This window comes from Actinomadura sp. 3N407, assembly GCF_052245875.1.
Lineage (GTDB): Bacteria > Actinomycetota > Actinomycetes > Streptosporangiales > Streptosporangiaceae > Spirillospora.
Genome location: NZ_JBQQBP010000018.1, coordinates 142,175 through 161,025 on the forward strand (window position 1 = coordinate 142,175; position 18,851 = coordinate 161,025).

18 protein-coding genes and 1 tRNA gene are annotated in these 18,851 nt (G+C 72.4%); 10 read left to right on the plus strand and 9 right to left on the minus strand.

Annotation, left to right across the window (positions count from 1 at the left end; all coding sequences use genetic code 11):
• Positions 1-34: 34 nt before the first annotated feature.
• The 4 genes from ACTWPP_RS35325 to fdhD all read right to left on the minus strand — a co-directional run bounded on the left by ACTWPP_RS35325 (position 35) and on the right by fdhD (position 4,668).
• A complete protein-coding gene (locus ACTWPP_RS35325) occupies positions 35-1,804 on the minus strand; it encodes an SDR family oxidoreductase (protein WP_443108752.1) in 1,770 nt (589 codons plus the stop codon).
• Entirely contained in the window at positions 1,801-2,646 is an 846-nt protein-coding gene (locus tag ACTWPP_RS35330) for a M24 family metallopeptidase (RefSeq protein ID WP_443108753.1), read from the minus strand. The genes ACTWPP_RS35325 and ACTWPP_RS35330 overlap by 4 nt, the downstream gene beginning before the upstream one ends.
• Positions 2,647-2,764: 118 nt before the next feature.
• Entirely contained in the window at positions 2,765-3,700 is a 936-nt protein-coding gene (locus ACTWPP_RS35335) for a metal-dependent hydrolase (RefSeq protein ID WP_443108754.1), read from the minus strand.
• A gap of 155 nt (positions 3,701-3,855) precedes the next feature.
• The gene (gene fdhD, locus ACTWPP_RS35340; RefSeq protein ID WP_443108755.1) at positions 3,856-4,668 is read right to left on the minus strand and encodes a formate dehydrogenase accessory sulfurtransferase FdhD; all 813 of its coding nucleotides are present in this window, start codon (positions 4,666-4,668) and stop codon (positions 3,856-3,858) included.
• 182 nt (positions 4,669-4,850) lie between these two features.
• Here fdhD and ACTWPP_RS35345 point away from each other — a divergent pair, with 182 nt between their 5' ends.
• The 5 genes from ACTWPP_RS35345 (at position 4,851) to ACTWPP_RS35365 (ending at position 7,456) form a co-directional block, all read left to right on the plus strand.
• Entirely contained in the window at positions 4,851-5,159 is a 309-nt protein-coding gene (locus ACTWPP_RS35345; RefSeq protein ID WP_443108756.1) for a DUF4333 domain-containing protein, read from the plus strand.
• A 279-nt stretch (positions 5,160-5,438) separates the two neighbouring features.
• Entirely contained in the window at positions 5,439-5,780 is a 342-nt protein-coding gene (locus ACTWPP_RS35350; RefSeq protein ID WP_443108757.1) for an ArsR/SmtB family transcription factor, read from the plus strand.
• A 3-nt stretch (positions 5,781-5,783) separates the two neighbouring features.
• Positions 5,784-6,290, plus strand: coding sequence for an SRPBCC family protein (locus ACTWPP_RS35355; RefSeq protein WP_443108758.1), 507 nt, complete (start codon positions 5,784-5,786; stop codon positions 6,288-6,290).
• On the plus strand, positions 6,290-6,910 hold the full coding sequence (locus ACTWPP_RS35360) for a dihydrofolate reductase family protein (RefSeq protein WP_443108759.1): 621 nt from the start codon (positions 6,290-6,292) through the stop codon (positions 6,908-6,910). The genes ACTWPP_RS35355 and ACTWPP_RS35360 overlap by 1 nt, the downstream gene beginning before the upstream one ends.
• A 177-nt stretch (positions 6,911-7,087) precedes the next feature.
• Positions 7,088-7,456, plus strand: a complete 369-nt coding sequence (locus ACTWPP_RS35365) for a hypothetical protein (protein WP_443108760.1) — start codon at positions 7,088-7,090, stop codon at positions 7,454-7,456.
• A 9-nt stretch (positions 7,457-7,465) separates the two neighbouring features.
• On the opposite strand, the gene ACTWPP_RS35370 is transcribed toward ACTWPP_RS35365, so the two are convergent.
• Positions 7,466-7,561: transfer RNA gene (locus ACTWPP_RS35370), tRNA-Sec, on the minus strand.
• Positions 7,562-7,571: 10 nt separating this feature from the next.
• Positions 7,572-9,467 carry an AMP-dependent synthetase/ligase gene (locus ACTWPP_RS35375; RefSeq protein ID WP_443108761.1) on the minus strand — a complete coding sequence of 632 codons (1,896 nt, stop codon included), beginning with the start codon at positions 9,465-9,467 and terminating at the stop codon, positions 7,572-7,574.
• 178 nt (positions 9,468-9,645) lie between these two features.
• Between ACTWPP_RS35375 and selD the strand changes: the two genes are divergently transcribed.
• Positions 9,646-10,638 carry a selenide, water dikinase SelD gene (gene selD / locus ACTWPP_RS35380; RefSeq protein WP_443108762.1) on the plus strand — a complete coding sequence of 331 codons (993 nt, stop codon included), beginning with the start codon at positions 9,646-9,648 and terminating at the stop codon, positions 10,636-10,638.
• A gap of 123 nt (positions 10,639-10,761) precedes the next feature.
• On the plus strand, positions 10,762-11,031 hold the full coding sequence (locus ACTWPP_RS35385; protein WP_443108763.1) for a GlsB/YeaQ/YmgE family stress response membrane protein: 270 nt from the start codon (positions 10,762-10,764) through the stop codon (positions 11,029-11,031).
• 5 nt (positions 11,032-11,036) lie between these two features.
• Here ACTWPP_RS35385 and ACTWPP_RS35390 read toward each other — a convergent pair whose 3' ends face one another.
• Both ACTWPP_RS35390 and ACTWPP_RS35395 read right to left on the minus strand, forming a co-directional pair.
• Entirely contained in the window at positions 11,037-12,920 is a 1,884-nt protein-coding gene (locus ACTWPP_RS35390) for a propionyl-CoA synthetase (protein ID WP_443108764.1), read from the minus strand.
• Positions 12,921-13,110: 190 nt separating this feature from the next.
• Positions 13,111-14,541, minus strand: a complete 1,431-nt coding sequence (locus ACTWPP_RS35395; protein WP_443108765.1) for an MFS transporter — start codon at positions 14,539-14,541, stop codon at positions 13,111-13,113.
• 91 nt (positions 14,542-14,632) lie between these two features.
• Here ACTWPP_RS35395 and ACTWPP_RS35400 point away from each other — a divergent pair, with 91 nt between their 5' ends.
• From ACTWPP_RS35400 to ACTWPP_RS35410, 3 genes are all read left to right on the plus strand, one after another.
• Positions 14,633-15,211, plus strand: coding sequence for a MarR family winged helix-turn-helix transcriptional regulator (locus ACTWPP_RS35400; RefSeq protein WP_443108766.1), 579 nt, complete (start codon positions 14,633-14,635; stop codon positions 15,209-15,211).
• 209 nt (positions 15,212-15,420) lie between these two features.
• Positions 15,421-17,199: a SelB domain-containing protein gene (locus ACTWPP_RS35405; protein ID WP_443108767.1), complete on the plus strand. Its 1,779-nt coding sequence runs from the start codon at positions 15,421-15,423 to the stop codon at positions 17,197-17,199.
• 83 nt (positions 17,200-17,282) lie between these two features.
• Positions 17,283-18,476: an RtcB family protein gene (locus ACTWPP_RS35410; protein WP_443108768.1), complete on the plus strand. Its 1,194-nt coding sequence runs from the start codon at positions 17,283-17,285 to the stop codon at positions 18,474-18,476.
• A 132-nt stretch (positions 18,477-18,608) separates the two neighbouring features.
• Here ACTWPP_RS35410 and ACTWPP_RS35415 read toward each other — a convergent pair whose 3' ends face one another.
• Positions 18,609-18,785: a hypothetical protein gene (locus ACTWPP_RS35415; protein WP_443108769.1), complete on the minus strand. Its 177-nt coding sequence runs from the start codon at positions 18,783-18,785 to the stop codon at positions 18,609-18,611.
• Between the last annotated feature and the right edge of the window lie 66 nt (positions 18,786-18,851).

An 18,851-nucleotide genomic window follows, 5' to 3' on the forward strand; every position in this document is an offset into this window, starting at 1 on the left:
TCAGCCAACGCCCGTGTTCAGCCAACGCCGGTGTTCAGCCCAGGTCGAGGCGGGCCAGGAGCCGCATGAAACGCGGGGACACGCGGGACGTCACGTAGCCCAGGCGCGCCTCCGGCGTGACCGGGACGACGGCCCGGTCGTTCTGGACGGCGGCGACGATCCGCTTCGCCACCCCGTCCGGGCCGAAGTTGCGTCGTGCGTAGGCCCGCGCGACCCGCTCCCGGCTGCGCGCCTCCTCGTCGTTGCCCAGGCCGACGAAGCGGGACGTCCGGGTGATCCCGGTGTTGACGATGCCCGGGCAGATGGCGCTGACGCCGATGCCCTTGCCCTTCAGTTCGGCGCGCAGGCATTCCGACAGCATCAGCACGGCCGCCTTGCTGGTGGCGTAGGCGGGCAGTGCGCGGGACGGCGTGAACGCGGCGGCAGAGGACGTGTTGACGATGTGGCCGCCCTCCCCGCGTTCCACCATCTGCGCGGCGAAGAGCCGTGAGCCGTGGATGACGCCCCACAGGTTGACGTCCAGGATCGCCCTCCAGTCCTCGGTGGAGTGGTCGAAGAACGACCCGGCCATGCCGATCCCGGCGTTGTTGACGACGACGTCCGGTACCCCGTGCTCGTGCATGACCGACTTGGCGAAGTCCTCCATCGCGGCGGGGTCGGACACGTCCACCTGGAAGGCATGGCCCTCCGGGCCCAGCAGACCCGCGAGTTCCGCGGTCCGCTGGGCGGCGGCCAGGTCGATGTCGGCCGCGACGACCTCGGCGCCCCGCTCGGCGAAGGCCAGCGCGGTCGAACGGCCGATCCCGCTGCCGGCGCCGGTGACGACCATGAGGGAACCGTCGAACGGGAGCCGATCTCCCCTGACCTTGGCACGCCGGAGGGCGCGCGACTCGGCGGCGGTGAGCGGTCCGCCCTGGACACCGGTGATGTGCTCGGTGATCCAGCGGGCGATGACGTCCGGGTGGCTGCGCGTCACCCAGTGGCCTGCCGCGATGGGCCGGAGCGACAGGTTCGGGACGCGCCCCGCGAGCCCGCCCACCAGATGCGGCGAGACGAACAGGTCCTTGGTGGGGACGATGACCTGCGTCGGCACGTCCGTCCGCCGGTCGCGCGGCCTGCGCAGCCGCCGGACCATGTTCGCGCGGTACAGGCCGACCCCGGAAGCGCCGTCGCGCGCCATCGTCCTGGCCGGATGCCCGGGGCGGGCGGGGACGCCCTCGCCCAGCTTCAGGGCGCGGGTGAACACCGCGGACAGCCCGGCCCGCCACATCAGCTCCGGCAGCAGCGGCGTCTGGAAGAAGTAGATGTACCAGGACCGGGCGGCCTGCCCGGCCGCCCGCTTCAGGCTGGACGGCGTCGGGCGGGCCAGGTTGCGGCGCACCCAGTGCGCGACGTGGTCCAGGCACGGCCCGGAGATGGAGGTGAAGGAGGCGAAGCGGTCCGGCATCGTGCACGCCGCCTCCCACGACTGGATCGAGCCCCAGTCGTGTCCGACCAGATGCACCTTGCGGTCGGGTGCGGTGGCGTCGAGCACGGCCTGCATGTCGGCCATCAGGTACTCGAACGTGTAGCGCTTGCGCCCGAACGGCCGGGACGACGCTCCGGCGCCGCGCACGTCGTAGCGGACGACGTGGAACAGCCCGGCGAGCCGCTCGGCGATCTCGTCCCAGACCGCGTGGGTGTCGGGGTAGCCGTGGACGAGGAGGACGGTCGGGCGCGACCGGTCGCCCTGTTCGTAGACGGCCAGATCGACGCCGTCGCCGCGGACTCTCCGCCGGGTGACGGGTGAAGCCGGGGGTGTCATGTCGTCGTCTCCCGTCGTGCCCACCGCCGTACATGGGGCAGGTCGTCGTCCAGCCAGTACGCGTCGTCCTCGGTGACCACGAGGATCTCTTCGAACTTCACGCCGACGCCGCGGAACCCGATGTGCGGTTCCACCGCCCACAGGCCCGGCGTCGGGGGATGCTGCGACTGCGCGGCCCCGTTCCAGAGCGGGGAGCGCCCCTCCAGTCGCTCCTTGACCAGTTCGCGGCCGATGGTCTGGAGGAACCGTACACCGAACGGGAATCCCACGCGCTTGGGGAGGATTCCGCCGATGACGCCGACCTGGTGGCCGATGACCCGTCCGGGATATTTGCGGTGCCTGCTCTCGTGGCCCTGCCGGTCGATGAGCGCGTCGACCTCGGCGTAGATGTCGGCGAACGTGCGGCGCTCGCGGACCAGATCGAGGATGAGCGTCCTGTAGGAGGCGAGGTCGGCGTCCAGGCGCTCCCAGATCCGGTTCGCGCCGAGGACGCCGCCGTACCCGATGTCGGCGGAGTAGCCGTCCCGCACCGGCGCCATGTCGAGGATGAACGGCATGCCCTCCTCCAGCCGCGTCCGGCTCGGGAGGAACTGCGTCGGCACCTTGAACCCGCGGAACGCCGACCGGTCGCCGAACCACGCGAACGGGGTGTGCAGCCAGTCGTCGACGCCGCGTTCGCGCAGCCACCCGCGCATGCGCCGGCAGGCCTCGCGTTCGGTCACGCCCGGCTCCAGCGTGGCGGCGACCTCGTCGGCGCACCGGTAGCACAGGCGCTGGACGTCACGGAATCGCTCGAGCTCCGCCGGATCGTGAACGCGGGCGAGCGCGACTTTATTGGACACGGTGTTAATAAATCGCCGAATCGTCCCCCGGTCAAGGGGGGACGCGGCGTGACGCCCGCCACGACATGGCCGAGGACCCGTACGGCGCGGCGGTACGGGCCCTCGGCGGGAGGCGGGTCTAGTACGGGTCGTAGCCCGCGGCCCGCGCGGCGGGGGACTGCATCAGGTAGTCCAGCGCCCGCGGCGTCGAGCACACCTTCGACGGGTGGTGGTTCGGCTTGAGGTAGACCGGCGCCTCGCCGAGCAGCAGCTTGAAGATGCCGGGCACGTGGCCCAGCCGGACCGACCGCCGGTACGACCGGTAGACGCGCAGCGGCGTCACCCGCTTCTTGATCGTCGGGTCCTGCCCGAGCAGGTACAGAGACCCGCCGATCAGCGCCCAGTACAGGAAGAACAGCGACACCACCCACGCGGCGACCCGGGTGACGTAGCCGCCGCCGACGGCCTTGTACACGTCGAACACCACCGACCGGTGCTCGACCTCCTCGGCGCCGTGCCAGCGCAGCAGGTCCAGCATGGTCGGGTCGACCCCGGCCTTCTCGAACCGGTCGTTGTCCATGATCCACTGGCCGAGGACGGCGGTGTAGTGCTCGATCGAGGCGACCGCGGCCAGCTCGAACCGCAGCCTCCGCCGCCAGGCCCGCGGGTTCCTCTTCTTCAGCGCGGCCATCTGCGCGGGCCGCTCCGCGTTTCCCTTGGCCGCCGCGTCCGTGATCCTGGAGACGTCGATCCCGTTGGACTCCAGGATCTGGTCGAGGACGCCCTGGTGGGAACGGGCGTGCACCATCTCCTGCCCGATGAACCCCTTGATCTCCTCCAGGAGCCGCTCGTCCTTGATGTAGGGACGGGCGTCCTTCACGCACTGGATGAACCACTTCTCGCCCTCGGGCAGGACGATGTGGAACGAGTTGATGATGTGGGTGGCGACGGGATCACCGGGGACCCAGTGCAGCGGCGTATCCGACCAGTCGAAGGACACGCGCCGAGGCTTGATCGGAGGATGGCGCTCGTCGATCCCGGACGCCGGTCCGCCGCCTGTCAGGGGCCTCGTCATTCGGGTCCTCGCTTCCACGCATCGTCGCGCCGCGTAAGCAGAACGCGCGCGTATCCATTGGGGGCCGAGTCAACTCCAGAGGGCCCGGTTGTTTCTTGGGGCGCAGCCAACAAGTTACCGCTTGGTTTTCGGTCCGGGGTGATAACTCGGGACCCTCACAGGGCGAGACGCTCCGCTCCCGCGTAAACGTTCATGGTCTCGCCGCGCAGGAACCCGATGAGCGTCATCCCGGCGTCCTCGGCCAGATCCACCGCCAGCGACGACGGCGCCGACACCGCCGCCAGCACCGGCACGCCCGCCGTCATCGCCTTCTGCGTCAGCTCGAACGACGCGCGCCCGCTCACCATCAGGACCGTTCCCGCCAGCGGCAGCCGCCCCTGGCGCAGCGCCCACCCGATCACCTTGTCGACCGCGTTGTGCCGCCCGACGTCCTCCCGCACCGCGAGCGGCTCACCGCCGGCATCGAACAACCCGGCCGCATGCAGCCCGCCCGTCCGGTCGAAGACCCGCTGCGCCTGCCGCAGCCGCTCCGGAAGCGCCGCCAGCACATCCGGTGTGAGCCGTACCGGATCTTCGCGCACCTCGTACGGCCGGTCGGCGCGCAGCGCCTGGATGCTCGACTTCCCGCACACCCCGCACGCACTCGTCGTCGTGAACGCCCTGGTCATGGAATCGTCCGGCGCCGGAACCCCGGGGGCGAGCGCGACGTCCAGGGTGTTCTGCTCCTCGGTGTCGGCGCAGTAGCGCATCGTCGCCAGATCACCGGCGCCGCCGATCACGCCCTCGGCCGCCAGGAAACCCGCGACGAGATCGAAGTCGTGCCCGGGCGTCCGCATCGTGATCGTGAGCGGCTTGCCCGCGACGCGGATCTCCAGCGGCTCCTCCACCGCCAGCGTGTCGGGCCTGCGTCCCCGCGACCCGGAGGTGCTCAGCCGGAGCACGGACCTGCGCACGGTGATCCGCCCCATAGGCGTGACGGTACCCCGGAAACTCACCGGTAACAGACAAGTTCGCACCGGTGCGTCCCGTTTCGTGTCCTCTGCTCCTCGGGACCGGGCCCCCTGGCTCCCGGGCTCCCGGAGACCGAGCATTGGAACGCACCAAGGCGTCTCCCGGGGGGACGCCGCAGACACACGGGGGTAAGACACCGATGCGCAAGTTCCTGGTCCTGCCCGCACTGCTCGGCGGCCTCGTTCTCGCCACCGCCGGCTGCGAGGTGAGCGGGACCGTCTCCGCCGACCAGGTGGAGGAGCAGCTCAACGCCAAGTTCAGCCCGCCGTTCGACGACGCGGGCATCGGCCCGGCCACCAGCGACTGCCCGGAGGACCTCACGGGCGAGGTCGGCGCCACGCTCGAATGCACGGTCCATGACGCCACGGGCCGCCCCTACCCGATGATCGTCACCGTCACCTCCGTCGACGGAGACCAGGTGAACTTCACCATGAAGGAGGCGCAGTAGCCGACCCGGGCCGGGCGACCCCTCGGGCGCCCGCCACATCTGGCGTTTCGTGCGCCCCGCGCGGCGCTACCGCACGGTACAGATCAGGGCCGGCACCCACACCCTGGCCGCCGAAGACCCCGCTGCCGCCTGACCTACGCGACGCGCTGGCACAGATCAACTGACGAGGTGCGCAACAGCCTGAGCCGAGTCAGGTGACAAGGGTCACGATCGTCATCTGACAGACCCGCCCGATTCCTCCGGGTTGACGCATGCCGATATCGGCATATGATGGCGGCCATGGCACGAGCAGCGACGACGTCGGACGTCTTCAACGCGATCGCCGAGCCGCAGCGCCGGGAGATCCTGATGGTGCTGCGGGCGGGTGAGCGGCCGGTGACCGAGTTGGCCCGGGAGCTGGGGATGACCCAGCCGGGGGCGTCCAAACACCTGCGGGTGCTCCGGGAGGTCGGGCTGGTGCGGGACCGCAAGGCGGGCAAGCTGCGCCTGTACGGCCTTGACGCCCGCGGGCTGCGGCCGGTCCACGAGTGGACCGGCGGGTTCGAGCGGTTCTGGAGCGAGAGCTTCGACCGGCTGGACGCCTACGTGCAGGACCTCAAGCAGACACGACAGGAGGAATGACCGATGGCAGGGGCAGGGCAGGAAGCGCGGGCGGAGCCGGCGACGGCCGACCGGGAGATCGTGATCTCCCGGGTCATCGACGCACCGCGGGAGCTGGTGTTCGAGGCGTTCACCGAGGTCCGGCACCTGTCGCGGTGGTGGGGACCGGAGGGGTTCACCACGACCACGCGGTCCTTCGAGTTCCGCGAGGGCGGGGAGTGGGACTTCGTGATGCACGGACCGGACGGGACCGACTACGCCGAATGGATCCGCTGGCTGCGGATCGCACCGCCGGAGCGGATCGCGCTGCTGCACGGTGAGTCCCGCGGCGACCCGAACGCCTTCGAGTCGGTCCTGACCTTCGCGCCGGACGGTGCGGCGACCCGGATCGAGATGCGCACGGTGTTCCCCACCAAGGAACTGCGCGACGAGGCGGTCGAGAAGTACCACGCGATCGAGGGCGGCCGGCAGACCCTGAGCAAGCTGGCTGCCCACGTCACCGAGATCGTTCGGAAGGGAGCCGAGGGCTGATGGCCGGGAAGGTGTTCTTCAGCGTGTCGATGTCGCTGGACGGTTTCATCGCGCCCGAGTCCCTCGAGGACTTGATGGGGCAGCAGTGGATGGAACTGCAGCAGTGGATTTTCCCGCAGCGGTTCCTCCGGGAGAACCTGAAGCTCGGCGAGGGCGGCGAGGAGGGGCGCGACAACGACATCGTGCGGGAGACGTTCGAGCGCACCGGCGCGAGCGTCATGGGCAAGCGCATGTTCGACGCCGGCGAGCGGGCGTGGCCGGAGGAGGCGCCGTTCCACACGCCGGTCTTCGTCGTGACCCACGAGAAGCGTGACCCCTGGGAGCGGCCGGGCGGGACCACCTTCCACTTCGTCAACGACGGCATCGAGCCCGCGCTCGACCAGGCCCGCGCGGCCGCCGGCGACCGCGACGTCCGCATCGCGGGCGGCGGCGCGACGATCCTGGAGTACGTGAACGCCGGCCTGATCGACGAGTTCTCGATCGCGCTCTCACCCGTGCTGTTCGGCTCCGGAATCCGCCTGTTCGAGGGCGTGGACGCGGGCCGCGTGGCCCTGGAGCCGGTCCGCGCGGAGCCCTCCCCGAGGGTGACGCACCTGACCTACGCCGTCCGGGAGCGGTAGGCGCACGGCGGACGCGAAGGTTCGCCAGGTGGAATGGCCAGGAACCAGCCCGAATCGTGAGCCGAGTCAGGGATCGACCGTTGCGACGCCTCATGCCTCACGCTGACCGGCGGGTTGAGCACCGGGCCGACACACGCGATCATGAGCGCCCAGCGCCCCTCAGCGGATGGAGTCGCCATGAGGACGAGGACGCCCGAGGCCCGCCCGTCCAGTGTCAAGTGGCGCCGTGCCGCGACCGCGCTCGTGATGGCCGCCGCGAGCCTCTACCTGGCCGGCCTGGCCTTCCTCATCCCGTGGGAGAACGACTACCACTCCTGCAACCAGTGGCGCTACGACACGTCCGACGTGCCGGCCTCCCAGGGGCCGGACTTCGTCGACATGGACCGCAGAGCGCTCCTGCCCCAGGCGACCTGCCGATGGGCGGACGGCTCCACGGTGACCCGCGTGCCCCGGTCTCTCAACCTCGGCGTCCTGCTGACACTGGCGGCCTCCGCCGGAGCGGCCACGGCCGCCCGCCGCACCGGCCGCACCGGCCGCGGCCGGTGAACCGGCCGGTGGCGGAGGCGTACGGGAATCGAACCCGCCGTCCCGAGATCCTCGGGACCATCGGCTTTGAAGGCCGGGGAGGCCACCAGGCGCTCACACGCCTCCGCCGGTGATCTTAGCCGGTGTAGAGGTCGTCGATGGCCGTGGAGTACTTGGAGTGGACGACCCGGCGCTTGAGTTTGAGGGTCGGGGTGAGCTCCTCGCTCTCGGCGGTCCACTCGGCGGGCAGCAGGCGCCACTTCTTGACCTGCTGGACGCGGGCGAGGCGGGTGTTGGCGTCCTCGACGGCCTTGGCGACCTCGTCGAGGACGAGGGGGTTGTCGGCGAGGGCGGCGAGGTCGGCGGTGTCGATGCCGTGGGCGGCGGCCCAGACGGGGGCGACCTCGCCGTCGAGGGTGATGAGGGCGACGACGTAGGGGCGGCCGTCGCCGAAGGCGAGGGCCTGGCCGACGAGCGGGTGCTCCTTGAGGTGGTTCTCGATCATGGAGGGGGCGATGTTCTCGCCGCCTGCGGTGATGATGAGTTCCTTCTTGCGGTCGACGACGGTGAGGAAGCCGTCGGGGTCGAGGCGGCCGATGTCGCCGGTGTGGACCCAGCCGCCGGAGTCGACGAGGTCGGCGGTCGCCTCGGGGCGTCGCAGGTAGCCGGGGGTGCAGGTGGCGCCGCGGACGAGGATCTCGCCGTCGTCGGCGAGTTTCAGTTCGACGCCGTCGAAGGGGCGGCCGACCGTGCCGAGCTTGAAGGAGTCGGCGAGGTTGGCGGTGACCGCGCCGGTCGTCTCCGTCATCCCGTAGGCGTCGAAGATTTTCAGGCCGAGGCCGGCGAAGAAGCGGGCGACCTCGACGGGCAGGGGGGCGGCGGCGCTGGACGCCTGGAGGACGCGGTCGAGGCCGAGCATGGCGCGCATGGGGGTGAGGACCGCCTCGTTCGCCTTCTCGAAGGCCGCGGTGATCTCGGGCGTGAGCGTGTTGCCGAACTCCTGGGCCGTCACGTAGGCGCGGCCGGCGTCGAGGGCTGCGGCGACGGCCCGCTTCCTGGACTCGTCCCGCTCGGCCGAGAGGACGGCCTGGATGCCGGCCATGATCTTCTCCCAGACGCGGGGGACGCCGAAGAAGGAGTGCGGGCGGACCTCGCCGAGGATGGTGGTGAGCTGGGCGGGGTCGGGGCAGAAGTGGACGTGGGAGGCGAGCCCGACCGGCAGGTAGTAGCTGAGGACGCGGTCGGCGATGTGGGCGAACGGCAGGTAGGAGATGCCGGACGGGTGGTCGGGCAGCACCGAGCTGCGCTTCACCATGGCGGCCTCGTGCAGCGCCATCGAGTGCGTGATCAGGACGCCCTTGGGGTCGCCCGTCGTGCCGGAGGTGTACAGGAGCGTGACGGTGTCGCCGGGCTTGACGGCCCGCCAGCGGCGGTCGACGGCGGCGGGGTCGGCGGCGAGTTCCGTGCGGCCGAGTTCGGTGAGGGCGTCCCAGGTGAGGTAGCGGTCGCCGGCCGGGCAGTCGGCCGCCTCCACGACGATGATCTTGCGGAGGCCGGGGAGGCGGTCGAGCACCGGGAGCCAGCGGTCGAGCTGGTCCCTGCCGTTGAGGACGGCGTACCTGGCGGAGCAGTCGCCGGCGACGAACGCGATCTGGTCGGGCGCGAGGGTCGCGTACACGGTGGTGGGCGTGCCGCCGGCGTGGACGGCGCCGAGGTCGGCCAGGACGTGCTCGGTGCGGTTCGGCATCATCAGGGCGACCACGTCGCCCGGCTCCAGGCCGAGGGCGGCGAAGCCGGCGGCGGTCTCCAGCGCCCGGGCCCGGGTGGCGGCCCATGTGAGCGTCTTCCATTCGCCGTCGACGCGTTCGGAGTAGGCGGGCAGGTCGCCGTGCCGCTCGGCGGTCTCGGCGAGGCCGGTGCAGATCGTCTGCCCTGCGAGGGCCCGGTCGAGTTCGGCCGACCGTCCTCCGGCCCCCGCCCGCCGCCGTCCGAACGACGAGCTCCGCTCGGCCGGTTGTTCCTGGATCCCCATGTCGCCCCTTGGAAGTAAGTGATGACTTGCTAGGGTTGAATCGCACCATGCCGAACGTCGTTCGGACAAGGGTTTCCGGGTTTTCCGGACTGGTCGGACCGCGATCCGGGCCCTCGGTGACCGGACCCGTACTGTCCGTTTCTTGATCATTTGAGATGGTTGTGCGTTAAATCTTCCAGTGACCCGCCTCGCACCCGTCGCCCGCCTCACGCAGTACGCGCACGGCGGCGGCTGCGCGTCCAAGATCCCCCCGGCGGAGCTGGAATGGGTCGTGACCGGCCTCACCGGCGGCGGCGACGACCTCCTGGTGGGCGGCGCGGACGGCGACGACGCGGCGGTCCTGCGGATCGAGGGCGGCCGGGCCGTGGTGTCCACCGCCGACTTCTCCACCCCCGTCGTGGACGACGCCTACGACTGGGGCCGCATCGCCGCCGCCAACGCGCTGTCCGACGTGTACGCGGTCGGCGGCGAGCCGCTGATGGCCCTCAACCTGCTCGGCTGGCCCCGCGACGCGCTGCCCGCCGAGCTCGCCCGCGAGGTGCTCCGCGGCGGACGGGACGTGGCGGCGCTCGCGGGCTGCGCGATCGCCGGCGGGCACAGCGTCGACGACCCCGAGCCCAAGTACGGCCTGGCCGTGACCGGCGTCGCCGACCCGGACCGGCTGCTGCGGCTGGGCGCCGCGCGTCCCGGCCTCCCGCTGTCGCTGACCAAGCCGCTCGGCATCGGGGTCCTCAACGCCCGCCACAAGGTGACCGGGGTGGTGTTCCCGCAGGCGGTCGAGACCATGACGAGGCTCAACGCGGAGGCCGGGCTCGCGGCACTCGAACGCGGCGTCACCGGTGCCACCGACGTCACCGGCTTCGGGCTGCTCGGCCACCTCTACAAGCTGGCGCGGGCGAGCGGCGTCACGGCGGTCGTGAACGCCTCCGCCGTGCCGTACCTGGACGGCGCGCGGGAAGCCGTGCGGGACGGCTTCGTCCCCGGCGGCACGCGGCGGAACCTGTCGTGGGTGTCCCCGCACGCCGACTTCCGCCGGATCGCCGAGGAGGAGCGGCTGCTGCTGGCCGACGCGCAGACCTCCGGCGGCCTCCTGATCGCCGGCGAGATCCCCGGCGCCCCCGTCATCGGCGAGCTGGTCGCCCGGGGACGCCACACGCTCGTCGTGCGCTGACACCGCCCCCGCGCCGATGCCGGGTCTCACGCGCCGGCCCGCCCCCGTGTCGCCGATCACGACGCGGGTAGGGGACTGCGGTGACCGGGTCGCCACCGGGGCCGGAGGGGGTGAGGGGCGGCCATGACCATCGCCGGGCTCGCCGCGGCCGTCGTCCTGGGCGCCGTCATCGGGGCGCTGGGACGGCTGCTCGCCCCGGGCAGGGAGAGCATGCCGATCTGGCTGACCATCGGCGCCGGCATCGTCGCGGCGTTCGCCGGGACGGGCCTGGCCCAGCTGTTCGGCCTGGCGGGCGACGGCTGGAGCCTCTGGGCGACGATCCTCCAGATCGTCCTGGCCGTGGTCGGCGTCTTCCTCGTGGCGGCGTTCTGGCCCGAGCGCACCCACCGGTAGAGCGCCTACGGCGCCTTCCGCAGGACCGGACGCAGGGTCTCCAGGACGTCCGGATCCTCGATCGTGGACGGGACCGAGACCTCCTGCCCATCGGCGATGCCCCGCATCACCCCCCGAAGGATCTTGCCGGAGCGGGTCTTCGGCAGCGCCGGGACGACCGTGATCTCCTTGAAGGAGGCGACGGGCCCGACCTGGTCGCGCACCATCCGGACCAGTTCCGGGCCCAGTTCGTCCGGCTCGGCCAGGACGCCGCTCTTGAGCACGACCAGCCCGCGCGGGACCTGCCCCTTGAGGGAGTCCTGGACGCCGATGACCGCGCACTCGGCGACCGCGGGATGGGAGGCGATGACCTCCTCCATCGTCCCGGTGGACAGCCGGTGCCCGGCCACGTTGATCACGTCGTCGGTGCGGCCCATCACCCACACGTAGCCGTCCTCGTCGACGTGCCCGCCGTCGCCGGTCAGATAGTGCCCGGGGAACCGGGTCAGGTACGACTCGACGAACCGCTCGTCGTCCTGCCACAGCGTGGGCAGCGTGCCGGGCGGCAGCGGCAGCCGGATCGCGATGTCGCCGTCGGCGCCCGGCGGGACGGGCGACCCGTCCGGGCCGAGGACCCGCACGTCGTACCCGGGGACGGGCACCGACGGGGATCCCGGCTTGACCGGCATCGGCTCCAGCCCGCGCAGGTTCGCCACGATCGGCCAGCCCGTCTCGGTCTGCCACCAGTGGTCGATGACGGGCCGGTCGAGGACGCGCGACGCCCACCGGTGGGTGTCGGGGTCGAGGCGCTCCCCGGCGAGGAACAGCGTGTCCAGCGCCGACAGGTCGTGCCCGGCGAGCAGCGCGCCCTCCGGGTCCTCCTTCTTGACGGCCCGGATCGCGGTCGGCGCGGCGAACAGCGCCTTGACCCGGTGCTGCGCCGCGACCCGCCAGAACGCGCCCGCGTCCGGCGTCCCCACGGGCTTGCCCTCGTACAGGACGGTCGTGCAGCCGGTGAGCAGCGGCGCGTACACGATGTAGGAGTGCCCGACGACCCAGCCCACGTCGGACGCGGCCCAGAACACGTCGCCGGGCCCGACGCCGAACACGTTCTCCATCGACCAGCGCAGCGCCACCGCGTGCCCGCCGTTGTCGCGGACGACGCCCTTCGGCCGCCCGGTCGTGCCCGACGTGTACAGGATGTAGAGCGGGTCGGTGGCGGCGACGGGCACGCACTCGGCGGGCTCGGCGGCCGCGACGGCCTCGTCCCACTCCACGTCCCGCGGCCGGACGAGGTCGGCGTGCAGCTGCTCACGCTGCCGGATCACGCACCGCTCGACCTTGTGCTTCGCCAGGTCGAGCGCCCGGTCCAGCAGCGGCTTGTAGGGGACGACCCGGCCCGCCTCGATGCCGCAGGACGCCGACACGACCGCCTTGGGGCGGGCGTCGTCGATGCGGACGGCCAGCTCACGCGCCGCGAATCCGCCGAAGACGACCGAGTGGACCGCGCCGAGCCGTGCGCACGCCAGCATCGCCACGACCGCCTCGGGCACCATCGGCAGGTAGATGACCACGCGGTCGCCGCGGTCGACGCCCTGCGCCCGCAGCGCGCCCGCGAACCGGGCGACGAGGCCGGTCAGCTCGCCGTAGGTGTAGGTCCGGACGGTTCCGGTGGCGGGGCTGTCGTAGATCAGCGCGGCCTGGTCGCCGCGTCCCTCCTCGACGTGCCGGTCCAGCGCGTTGTCGCAGGTGTTGAGCTCCCCGCCTGTGAACCAGCGGTAGAACGGCGGCGCCCCGTCGTCCAGCACCCGGTCGGGCGGGACGAGCCAGCGCACGTCCCGCGCCGCCAGACCCCAGAATCGGGTCGGATCGGCGATGCTGCGTTCGTACGCGGCCGCGTAGGCGCCCATGTCGTCTCCCGGTTGCGTGTCCTGGCCCGGCTGTCTCCGGCCCGCTCGGCGATTTTGGGCCGCACCCCTATAGGGCATGGCGCGGGTGCCGTTCGTCAAGGGCCCGCGCCGCCGGGCCTCCGCCGCGCGCGCACCCGGCGTGCGCCCGGTACGCACCGGACAAAGCGGGGGAACCGCGCCGGGCGGCGGTCTAATCGTGGTGGCGGAAGCCGTGGACGAGGGCGACGATCGCGGCCACGACGGAGCCCGCGGCGACGACCCAGAAGCACAGCTCGTACGCGGCGAGGGAGGGCACGTCGGTGCCGGCCATGACCTGCCCGGCCAGGACCGACGCGGTGACCGCGCCGGCGATGCTGCCGCCCGTGGTCCGGACGAGCGAGTTGATTCCGCTGGCGATGCCGCTCTGGTCCATCGGGACGTGCTGGATGGCGAGCGTGCCGAGCGCCGCGTAGGCGATGCCGAACCCGATCCCCTGGATGGAGCTGAACGCGAGCATGTCGTACACGTGCGAGTTCGACACCGCCAGCCACGCGTAGCACAGGCCCGCGAAGGCCGACCCGATGGCGAGCGTGAACGCGGGGCCGATCCGGGCGGCGATCCGCCCGGCCATGAAGGAGAAGACCAGCATCGTGACCGTGCTCGGCAGCATGTAGAGGCCGACGTCCAGGACCGAGCCGCCCAGCCCGTACCCGACCGCGTCCGGCCTCGCCTGCACGAATCCCGCGATGAGCGTGAACGCGGCGAACATCGAGAAGCCGAGCAGGGCCGATGCGATGTTGGCCGACAGCGACCGCGGGCCGACGAGCAGGTTCAGCCGCACCAGCGGCGCGCGGACCCGCAGTTCGATCACGACCCAGACGGCGCACAGCACGGCGGCGGCGCCGAACAGGCCGAGGACGCCGCCGGACGTCCAGCCCCACGCGTTGCCCTCGCTGATGCCGAGCAGCAGGCAGATCAGCCAGGCGGCGAGGACGGCCACGCCCGGGTAGTCGGGCCGCCCGCCCGCGCGGACGCCGACGTCGCGGGCGGCGGTACCGACCAGCACCAGCCCGGCGGCGGCCATCGCGCCGGCGATCCAGAACACCGGGCGGTGGCTGTCGGTGCGGGTGGCGATCAGCCCGGTCACGATCATGCCGGCGCTGCCGCCGGCCCCCATGGTGGCGCTGACGACGCCGATCGCGGTGGTGACCCGCTCGCGCGGGAACGTGTCGCGGATCATGCCGATGGCCAGCGGGATCATCGAGGCCGAGACGCCCTGCAGCGCGCGTCCGGCGATCAGGACGACTAGCGAGCCGGACAGCGCGCAGACCACCGACCCGGCCAGCAGCAGGGCGAGGGCGAGCACGATCATCCGCTTCTTGCCGTACATGTCGCCGAACCGGGTCAGCAGCGGGGTGGCGACCGCGCCGGCCAGCAGGGACGCGGTGAACACCCACGTCACGTCGGTGATCGGTGCGTCGAAGCGGTCCATGAGCTGCGGCAGCATCGGCAGCACCAGGGTCTGCTGCACCGCCACGGCCATCCCGGCGAACGCCAGCGCGAGCAGGGTGCGGCCGGTGCGCCCGGGATCGGGTGCCGGGCGCCCGGCCGTCTCGCGCGCCGTGGTCGGGGCGCCGGTCATCGAACCTCCATCGGCCGGTCGCCGGGGGAGCCGGCCGATCGGCGATCTTGTTACTTAAGTTAAGTAAGTGTAGAGCGGTAGGGTGGGTGGCATGTCATCACCGGTGCCGCCGGACATCGTGGAGATCGAGCGGGCGCTCAGCCGGGTCGCGCACATGCTGACCAGGTTCAGGCAGCACGACCGCACCGTCGTCGCGGCGGGCGTCCCGGTCGACCGCGCCGCCGTGCCGCTGCTGCGCGCCCTCGCCGAGAACGAGGGCCCCATGCGGCCGGGGGAGCTGGCGGTCCGGCTGGCCGTCGAGGCTCCGCACGTCACCCGGCAGGTGCAGCGGCTGGAGCGCGCCGGGTACGTCGAGCGGGTGCCCGACCCCGACGACCGGCGGTGCCAGCGGGTCAGGCTGAGCGGCTCCGGGCTGGAGGCCGTGGAGTCCATCCGCGCGTCCGGGCGGCACTGGATCTCCGGGGCCCTCGCGGCCTGGTCGCCCGCCGAGCGCGAGCGGCTGGCCGGGCTCGTGAACCGGATGGTGGACGACTTCGAGTCCCACTCCGACGCCGACCCCGCCGACCCCGCCGACCCCGCCGAAACCACCGACACCGCCGGCGCGGGTGCGGCCGGCGCGGGTTCCCGGGTGGCGGCGCCGTCCGGCCATGCCGGGTCCGGCCGGATCTGAACCGCTGACGATTTCTTGTCGTTTGTGGTTTACGTGAGGTTAGAGAGATATTCCAGGCCGCGGTGTGTGCGGGATCTGGTTTTGCGCCGGGCTCCCGCGTCCATAGGGTTGCCTTCCGTGGACCTTCGTCTGCACCACCCCCGCGATGTTCTCCCCCGCCCGGCCCCTCGCCGCGCGGCCTTCCGCGTCCCTCCCCGGGAGGAACGCTGATGCATGTCGTCACCACCGCCGGCCACGGTGGGCACGGCAAGTCGGCGCTCGTGCGCGCCCTCACCGGCAAGGAGCCCGAGGAGCCGGGGGCGTGGACGGAGCTGCCCTCGGGACGCCGCGTGGCGTTCGTGGACGCACCCGGGGACGAGCACGCCGTCCCGTCCATGCTCGCCGGCGCCGCTCCCGCCTCCGCCGTCCTGCTGGCCGTCGCCGCCGACGAGGGGTGGATGCCGCAGACGCGGGAGCACCTGGAGGCCCTCGGCGCGCTCGGCGCCCGGTTCGGGGTCATCGCCGTCACCAAGGCGGACGCCGCCGACCCGAAGCTCGCGCTGCGCCAGGTCCGCGAGCGGCTCGCCGGCACCGCGCTGCGCGGCGCCGAGGCGGTCGCCGTCAGCACCGTCACCGGCGCCGGGACCCGCGAACTGGCCGCCGCCCTGGACCGGCTCGCCGCCCGCCTCCCCGTCCCCGACCCCGCCGCCCCGGTGCGGCTGTGGATCGACCACGCCTTCACCGCCGGACGCCAGACCGTCGTCACCGGCACCCTCGCCGCCGGGACGATCGCCGTCGGGGACGAGCTGCTGCTCATGCCCGCCGGCGAACGCGTCCGCGTCCGGACGATCGGCTGCGCCGGCGAGCCGTGCCAATCCGTCGGGGGCGTGTCGCGGATCGTGCTGACCCTGCGCGAGGCGGGACGCGTGGACGGCGGCATGGCCCTGGTCGCCGCCGGCGCCTGGACCCACACCACCTGCATCGACGTCCGCACCCGCTTCGGTGAGGCGTCCGGCCGGCTCGCGCGGCGGATGACCCTGCACATCGGGTCGGCCGCCGTCCCGGTCCGGCTGCGGCCCCTCGGCCCCGACACCGCCCGCCTGACCCTCAACACGCGGGTCGCCCTGCACCTCGGCGACACCGGGATCCTGCGCGACCCGGCGCGCCGCTCGATCGCCGGGGTGAGCGTCCTGGACGTCCGACCGCCGACCCTGGTGCGGCGCGACGCGGGCCCCGCCCGCGCGCGGGAGCTGGCGTCTTGGCCCGACCGGCCGGACGGCACGATCGTCCTGCGCCGGCACGGCGTGCTCCGACTGTCCGAGCTGTCCGTCATGGGCTGCGCGCCGCCGCCGGACGCCGTCGCGCTGAACGGCGAATGGGTCGCCGACCCCGCGCACTGGGACTCGCTGTTCGAGCGCCTCACCGAGGAGACGTCGCGGCACGCGGCCGAGAGCCCGCACGCCCCGGGGATCCCGCTGGAGACCGTCCGGCTGCGCCTCGGCCTCCCGGCCCGCCGGCTCGTCACCGCGCTCGTCCGGCCGCCGCTGCGCGTGGACGCCGGACGCGTCTACGGCCCCGCCCCCGCCGCCGCGCCCGCCCCGCAGCCGGACGTGCAGCCCATGCCCCCCGCCGCGATCGCGGCCGCACCGCCGCCGCCCTGGGCGGACGCCGTGGAGCGTCTCCGGGCCGACCTCGCGGACGCCCCGTTCTCGGCGCCCGCCGCCGACCGTCTCGCGGAACTGGGCCTCACCGGCGGGAACCTCGCCGACGCCGAACGCGCGGGCGCCGTCCTGCGGATCGGCGGCGACGGCGGGGCCGGCGACCGCGACGGGACCGACATCGTCCTGCTGCCGGGCGCCGACCGGGAGGCGCTGCGCATCCTGTCCGCCCTGCCGCAGCCGTTCACGCCCGGGCAGGCCGGGAGCGCCCTGTCGACCAGCCGCCACGTCGCCGTCGCCCTGCTGCGCCACCTGGACCGGCTCGGCCTCACCGAACGGCGCCGCTCCTGACCCCGGGCGAAAACCGGTTGAACGCGGCCGGTGACTCTGGCGTCATAGATCACGGTTCGGATCCCGTCGATCAAGGAGAAGGCATGCCGTACCAGACCATCAAGGGCGGCCGCGTTCCCATCCGGATGTGGACCGACCCCGCCACCGTCGAGGACCAGGCCCTCGACCAGCTCCGCAACGTCTCCGCCCTGCCGTGGGTGGAGGGCCTCGCGGTGATGCCCGACGTCCACTACGGCAAGGGCGCCACCGTCGGCTCCGTCATCGCGATGAAGGACGCGGTGTCCCCGGCGGCCGTCGGCGTCGACATCGGCTGCGGGATGACCGCCGCGAAGTCGTCGCTCACCGTCGAGGACATGCCCGACGACCTGTCCGGCCTGCGCGGCCGGCTGGAGAAGGCGATCCCGGTCGGCCGCGGCTCGCACCGGCAGGCCGTCGACCCGGACGGGCTCCCGAACCTGAAGGAGCGCGGCTGGTACGACTTCTGGAAGGCGTTCGACGACCTGCACCCGGCGGTGCGGTCCCGCCTCGGCCGCGCCCGCACCCAGATGGGCACGCTCGGCGGCGGCAACCACTTCCTGGAGCTGTGCGCCGACGACGAAGGCGCGATCTGGCTCGTCCTGCACTCGGGGTCGCGCAACATCGGCAACGAACTGGCCGAGCAGCACATCGAGGCCGCCCGCAAGCTGCCGCACAACCAGGACCTGCCGGACAACGACCTCGCCGTGTTCCTCACCGGCACCGTGAAGATGGACGCCTACCGCCACGACCTGTTCTGGGCGCAGGAGTACGCGCGCCGCAACCGCGCCGTCATGATGGCGCTCGCACAGAACGTCGTGACCAAGCGGTTCGGGGACGGGCGCTGCCGCTGGAACCAGATCATCTCCTGCCACCACAACTACGTGGCGGAGGAGGAGTACGGCGGCACCGAACTGCTCGTCACCCGCAAGGGCGCCATCCGCGCGGGCGCCGGCGACCTCGGCATCATCCCGGGGTCCATGGCGACCGGCACCTACATCGTGCGGGGCCTCGGCAACGAGACCGCCTACAACTCGGCCTCGCACGGCGCGGGCCGCAGGATGAGCCGCAACAAGGCGCGCAAGAACTTCACCGTGGACGACCTCGTCGCGCAGACCCGCGGCGTCGAGTGCCGCAAGGACAGCGGCGTCATCGACGAGATCCCGGGCGCCTACAAGGACCTGGAGACGGTGATCGAGGCGCAGTCCGACCTGGTCGAGGTCGTGGCGCACCTCCGCCAGCTCATCTGCGTGAAGGGCTAGGAACTGGGGGGTGACCTGGGACTGACCCCCGAATCACCGAGATGACCAGGCAGGATGTTCCCCGAGAGTTCCCGGCCGACGTCGTATCCACGGGGTCAGGGCGAGAGCGCCGGTCGCGTACTCGGCTCGGGCTCAGGTGTCCGTGCCCTGCTGAATGTCGGTGAGCGTGTCGCCCATCCGGACCGAGAGGGCCAGCAGGGGCTCGGCCGCACGGTCGCCGTACGCCTTCCGTAGGTCGTCGACGATCTCGCCCATCTCGTCGAGGTGCACCCACATCTGCTCGATGGGGTCGTCGGGCTTCTTACTCATGCCGTCATCCTCTCGCGTTCGCGCTCAGCCTGCCCAGGGCTCCGCAGTGCACGGCGACGGCCTCAC

Coding starts and splice junctions, on each gene's coding strand:
- ACTWPP_RS35350 (WP_443108757.1), top strand. CDS start 5,439: ATGGCACGAGCAGCGACGACGTCGGACGTCTTCAACGCGATCGCCGAG.
- ACTWPP_RS35385 (WP_443108763.1), top strand. CDS start 10,762: ATGACCATCGCCGGGCTCGCCGCGGCCGTCGTCCTGGGCGCCGTCATC.
- ACTWPP_RS35325 (WP_443108752.1), bottom strand. CDS start 1,804: ATGACACCCCCGGCTTCACCCGTCACCCGGCGGAGAGTCCGCGGCGAC.
- ACTWPP_RS35390 (WP_443108764.1), bottom strand. CDS start 12,920: ATGGGCGCCTACGCGGCCGCGTACGAACGCAGCATCGCCGATCCGACC.
- ACTWPP_RS35360 (WP_443108759.1), top strand. CDS start 6,290: ATGGCCGGGAAGGTGTTCTTCAGCGTGTCGATGTCGCTGGACGGTTTC.
- ACTWPP_RS35335 (WP_443108754.1), bottom strand. CDS start 3,700: ATGACGAGGCCCCTGACAGGCGGCGGACCGGCGTCCGGGATCGACGAG.
- ACTWPP_RS35405 (WP_443108767.1), top strand. CDS start 15,421: ATGCATGTCGTCACCACCGCCGGCCACGGTGGGCACGGCAAGTCGGCG.
- ACTWPP_RS35365 (WP_443108760.1), top strand. CDS start 7,088: ATGAGGACGAGGACGCCCGAGGCCCGCCCGTCCAGTGTCAAGTGGCGC.
- ACTWPP_RS35410 (WP_443108768.1), top strand. CDS start 17,283: ATGCCGTACCAGACCATCAAGGGCGGCCGCGTTCCCATCCGGATGTGG.
- ACTWPP_RS35395 (WP_443108765.1), bottom strand. CDS start 14,541: ATGACCGGCGCCCCGACCACGGCGCGCGAGACGGCCGGGCGCCCGGCA.
- ACTWPP_RS35400 (WP_443108766.1), top strand. CDS start 14,633: ATGTCATCACCGGTGCCGCCGGACATCGTGGAGATCGAGCGGGCGCTC.
- ACTWPP_RS35355 (WP_443108758.1), top strand. CDS start 5,784: ATGGCAGGGGCAGGGCAGGAAGCGCGGGCGGAGCCGGCGACGGCCGAC.
- ACTWPP_RS35345 (WP_443108756.1), top strand. CDS start 4,851: ATGCGCAAGTTCCTGGTCCTGCCCGCACTGCTCGGCGGCCTCGTTCTC.
- ACTWPP_RS35375 (WP_443108761.1), bottom strand. CDS start 9,467: ATGGGGATCCAGGAACAACCGGCCGAGCGGAGCTCGTCGTTCGGACGG.
- ACTWPP_RS35415 (WP_443108769.1), bottom strand. CDS start 18,785: ATGAGTAAGAAGCCCGACGACCCCATCGAGCAGATGTGGGTGCACCTC.
- fdhD (WP_443108755.1), bottom strand. CDS start 4,668: ATGGGGCGGATCACCGTGCGCAGGTCCGTGCTCCGGCTGAGCACCTCC.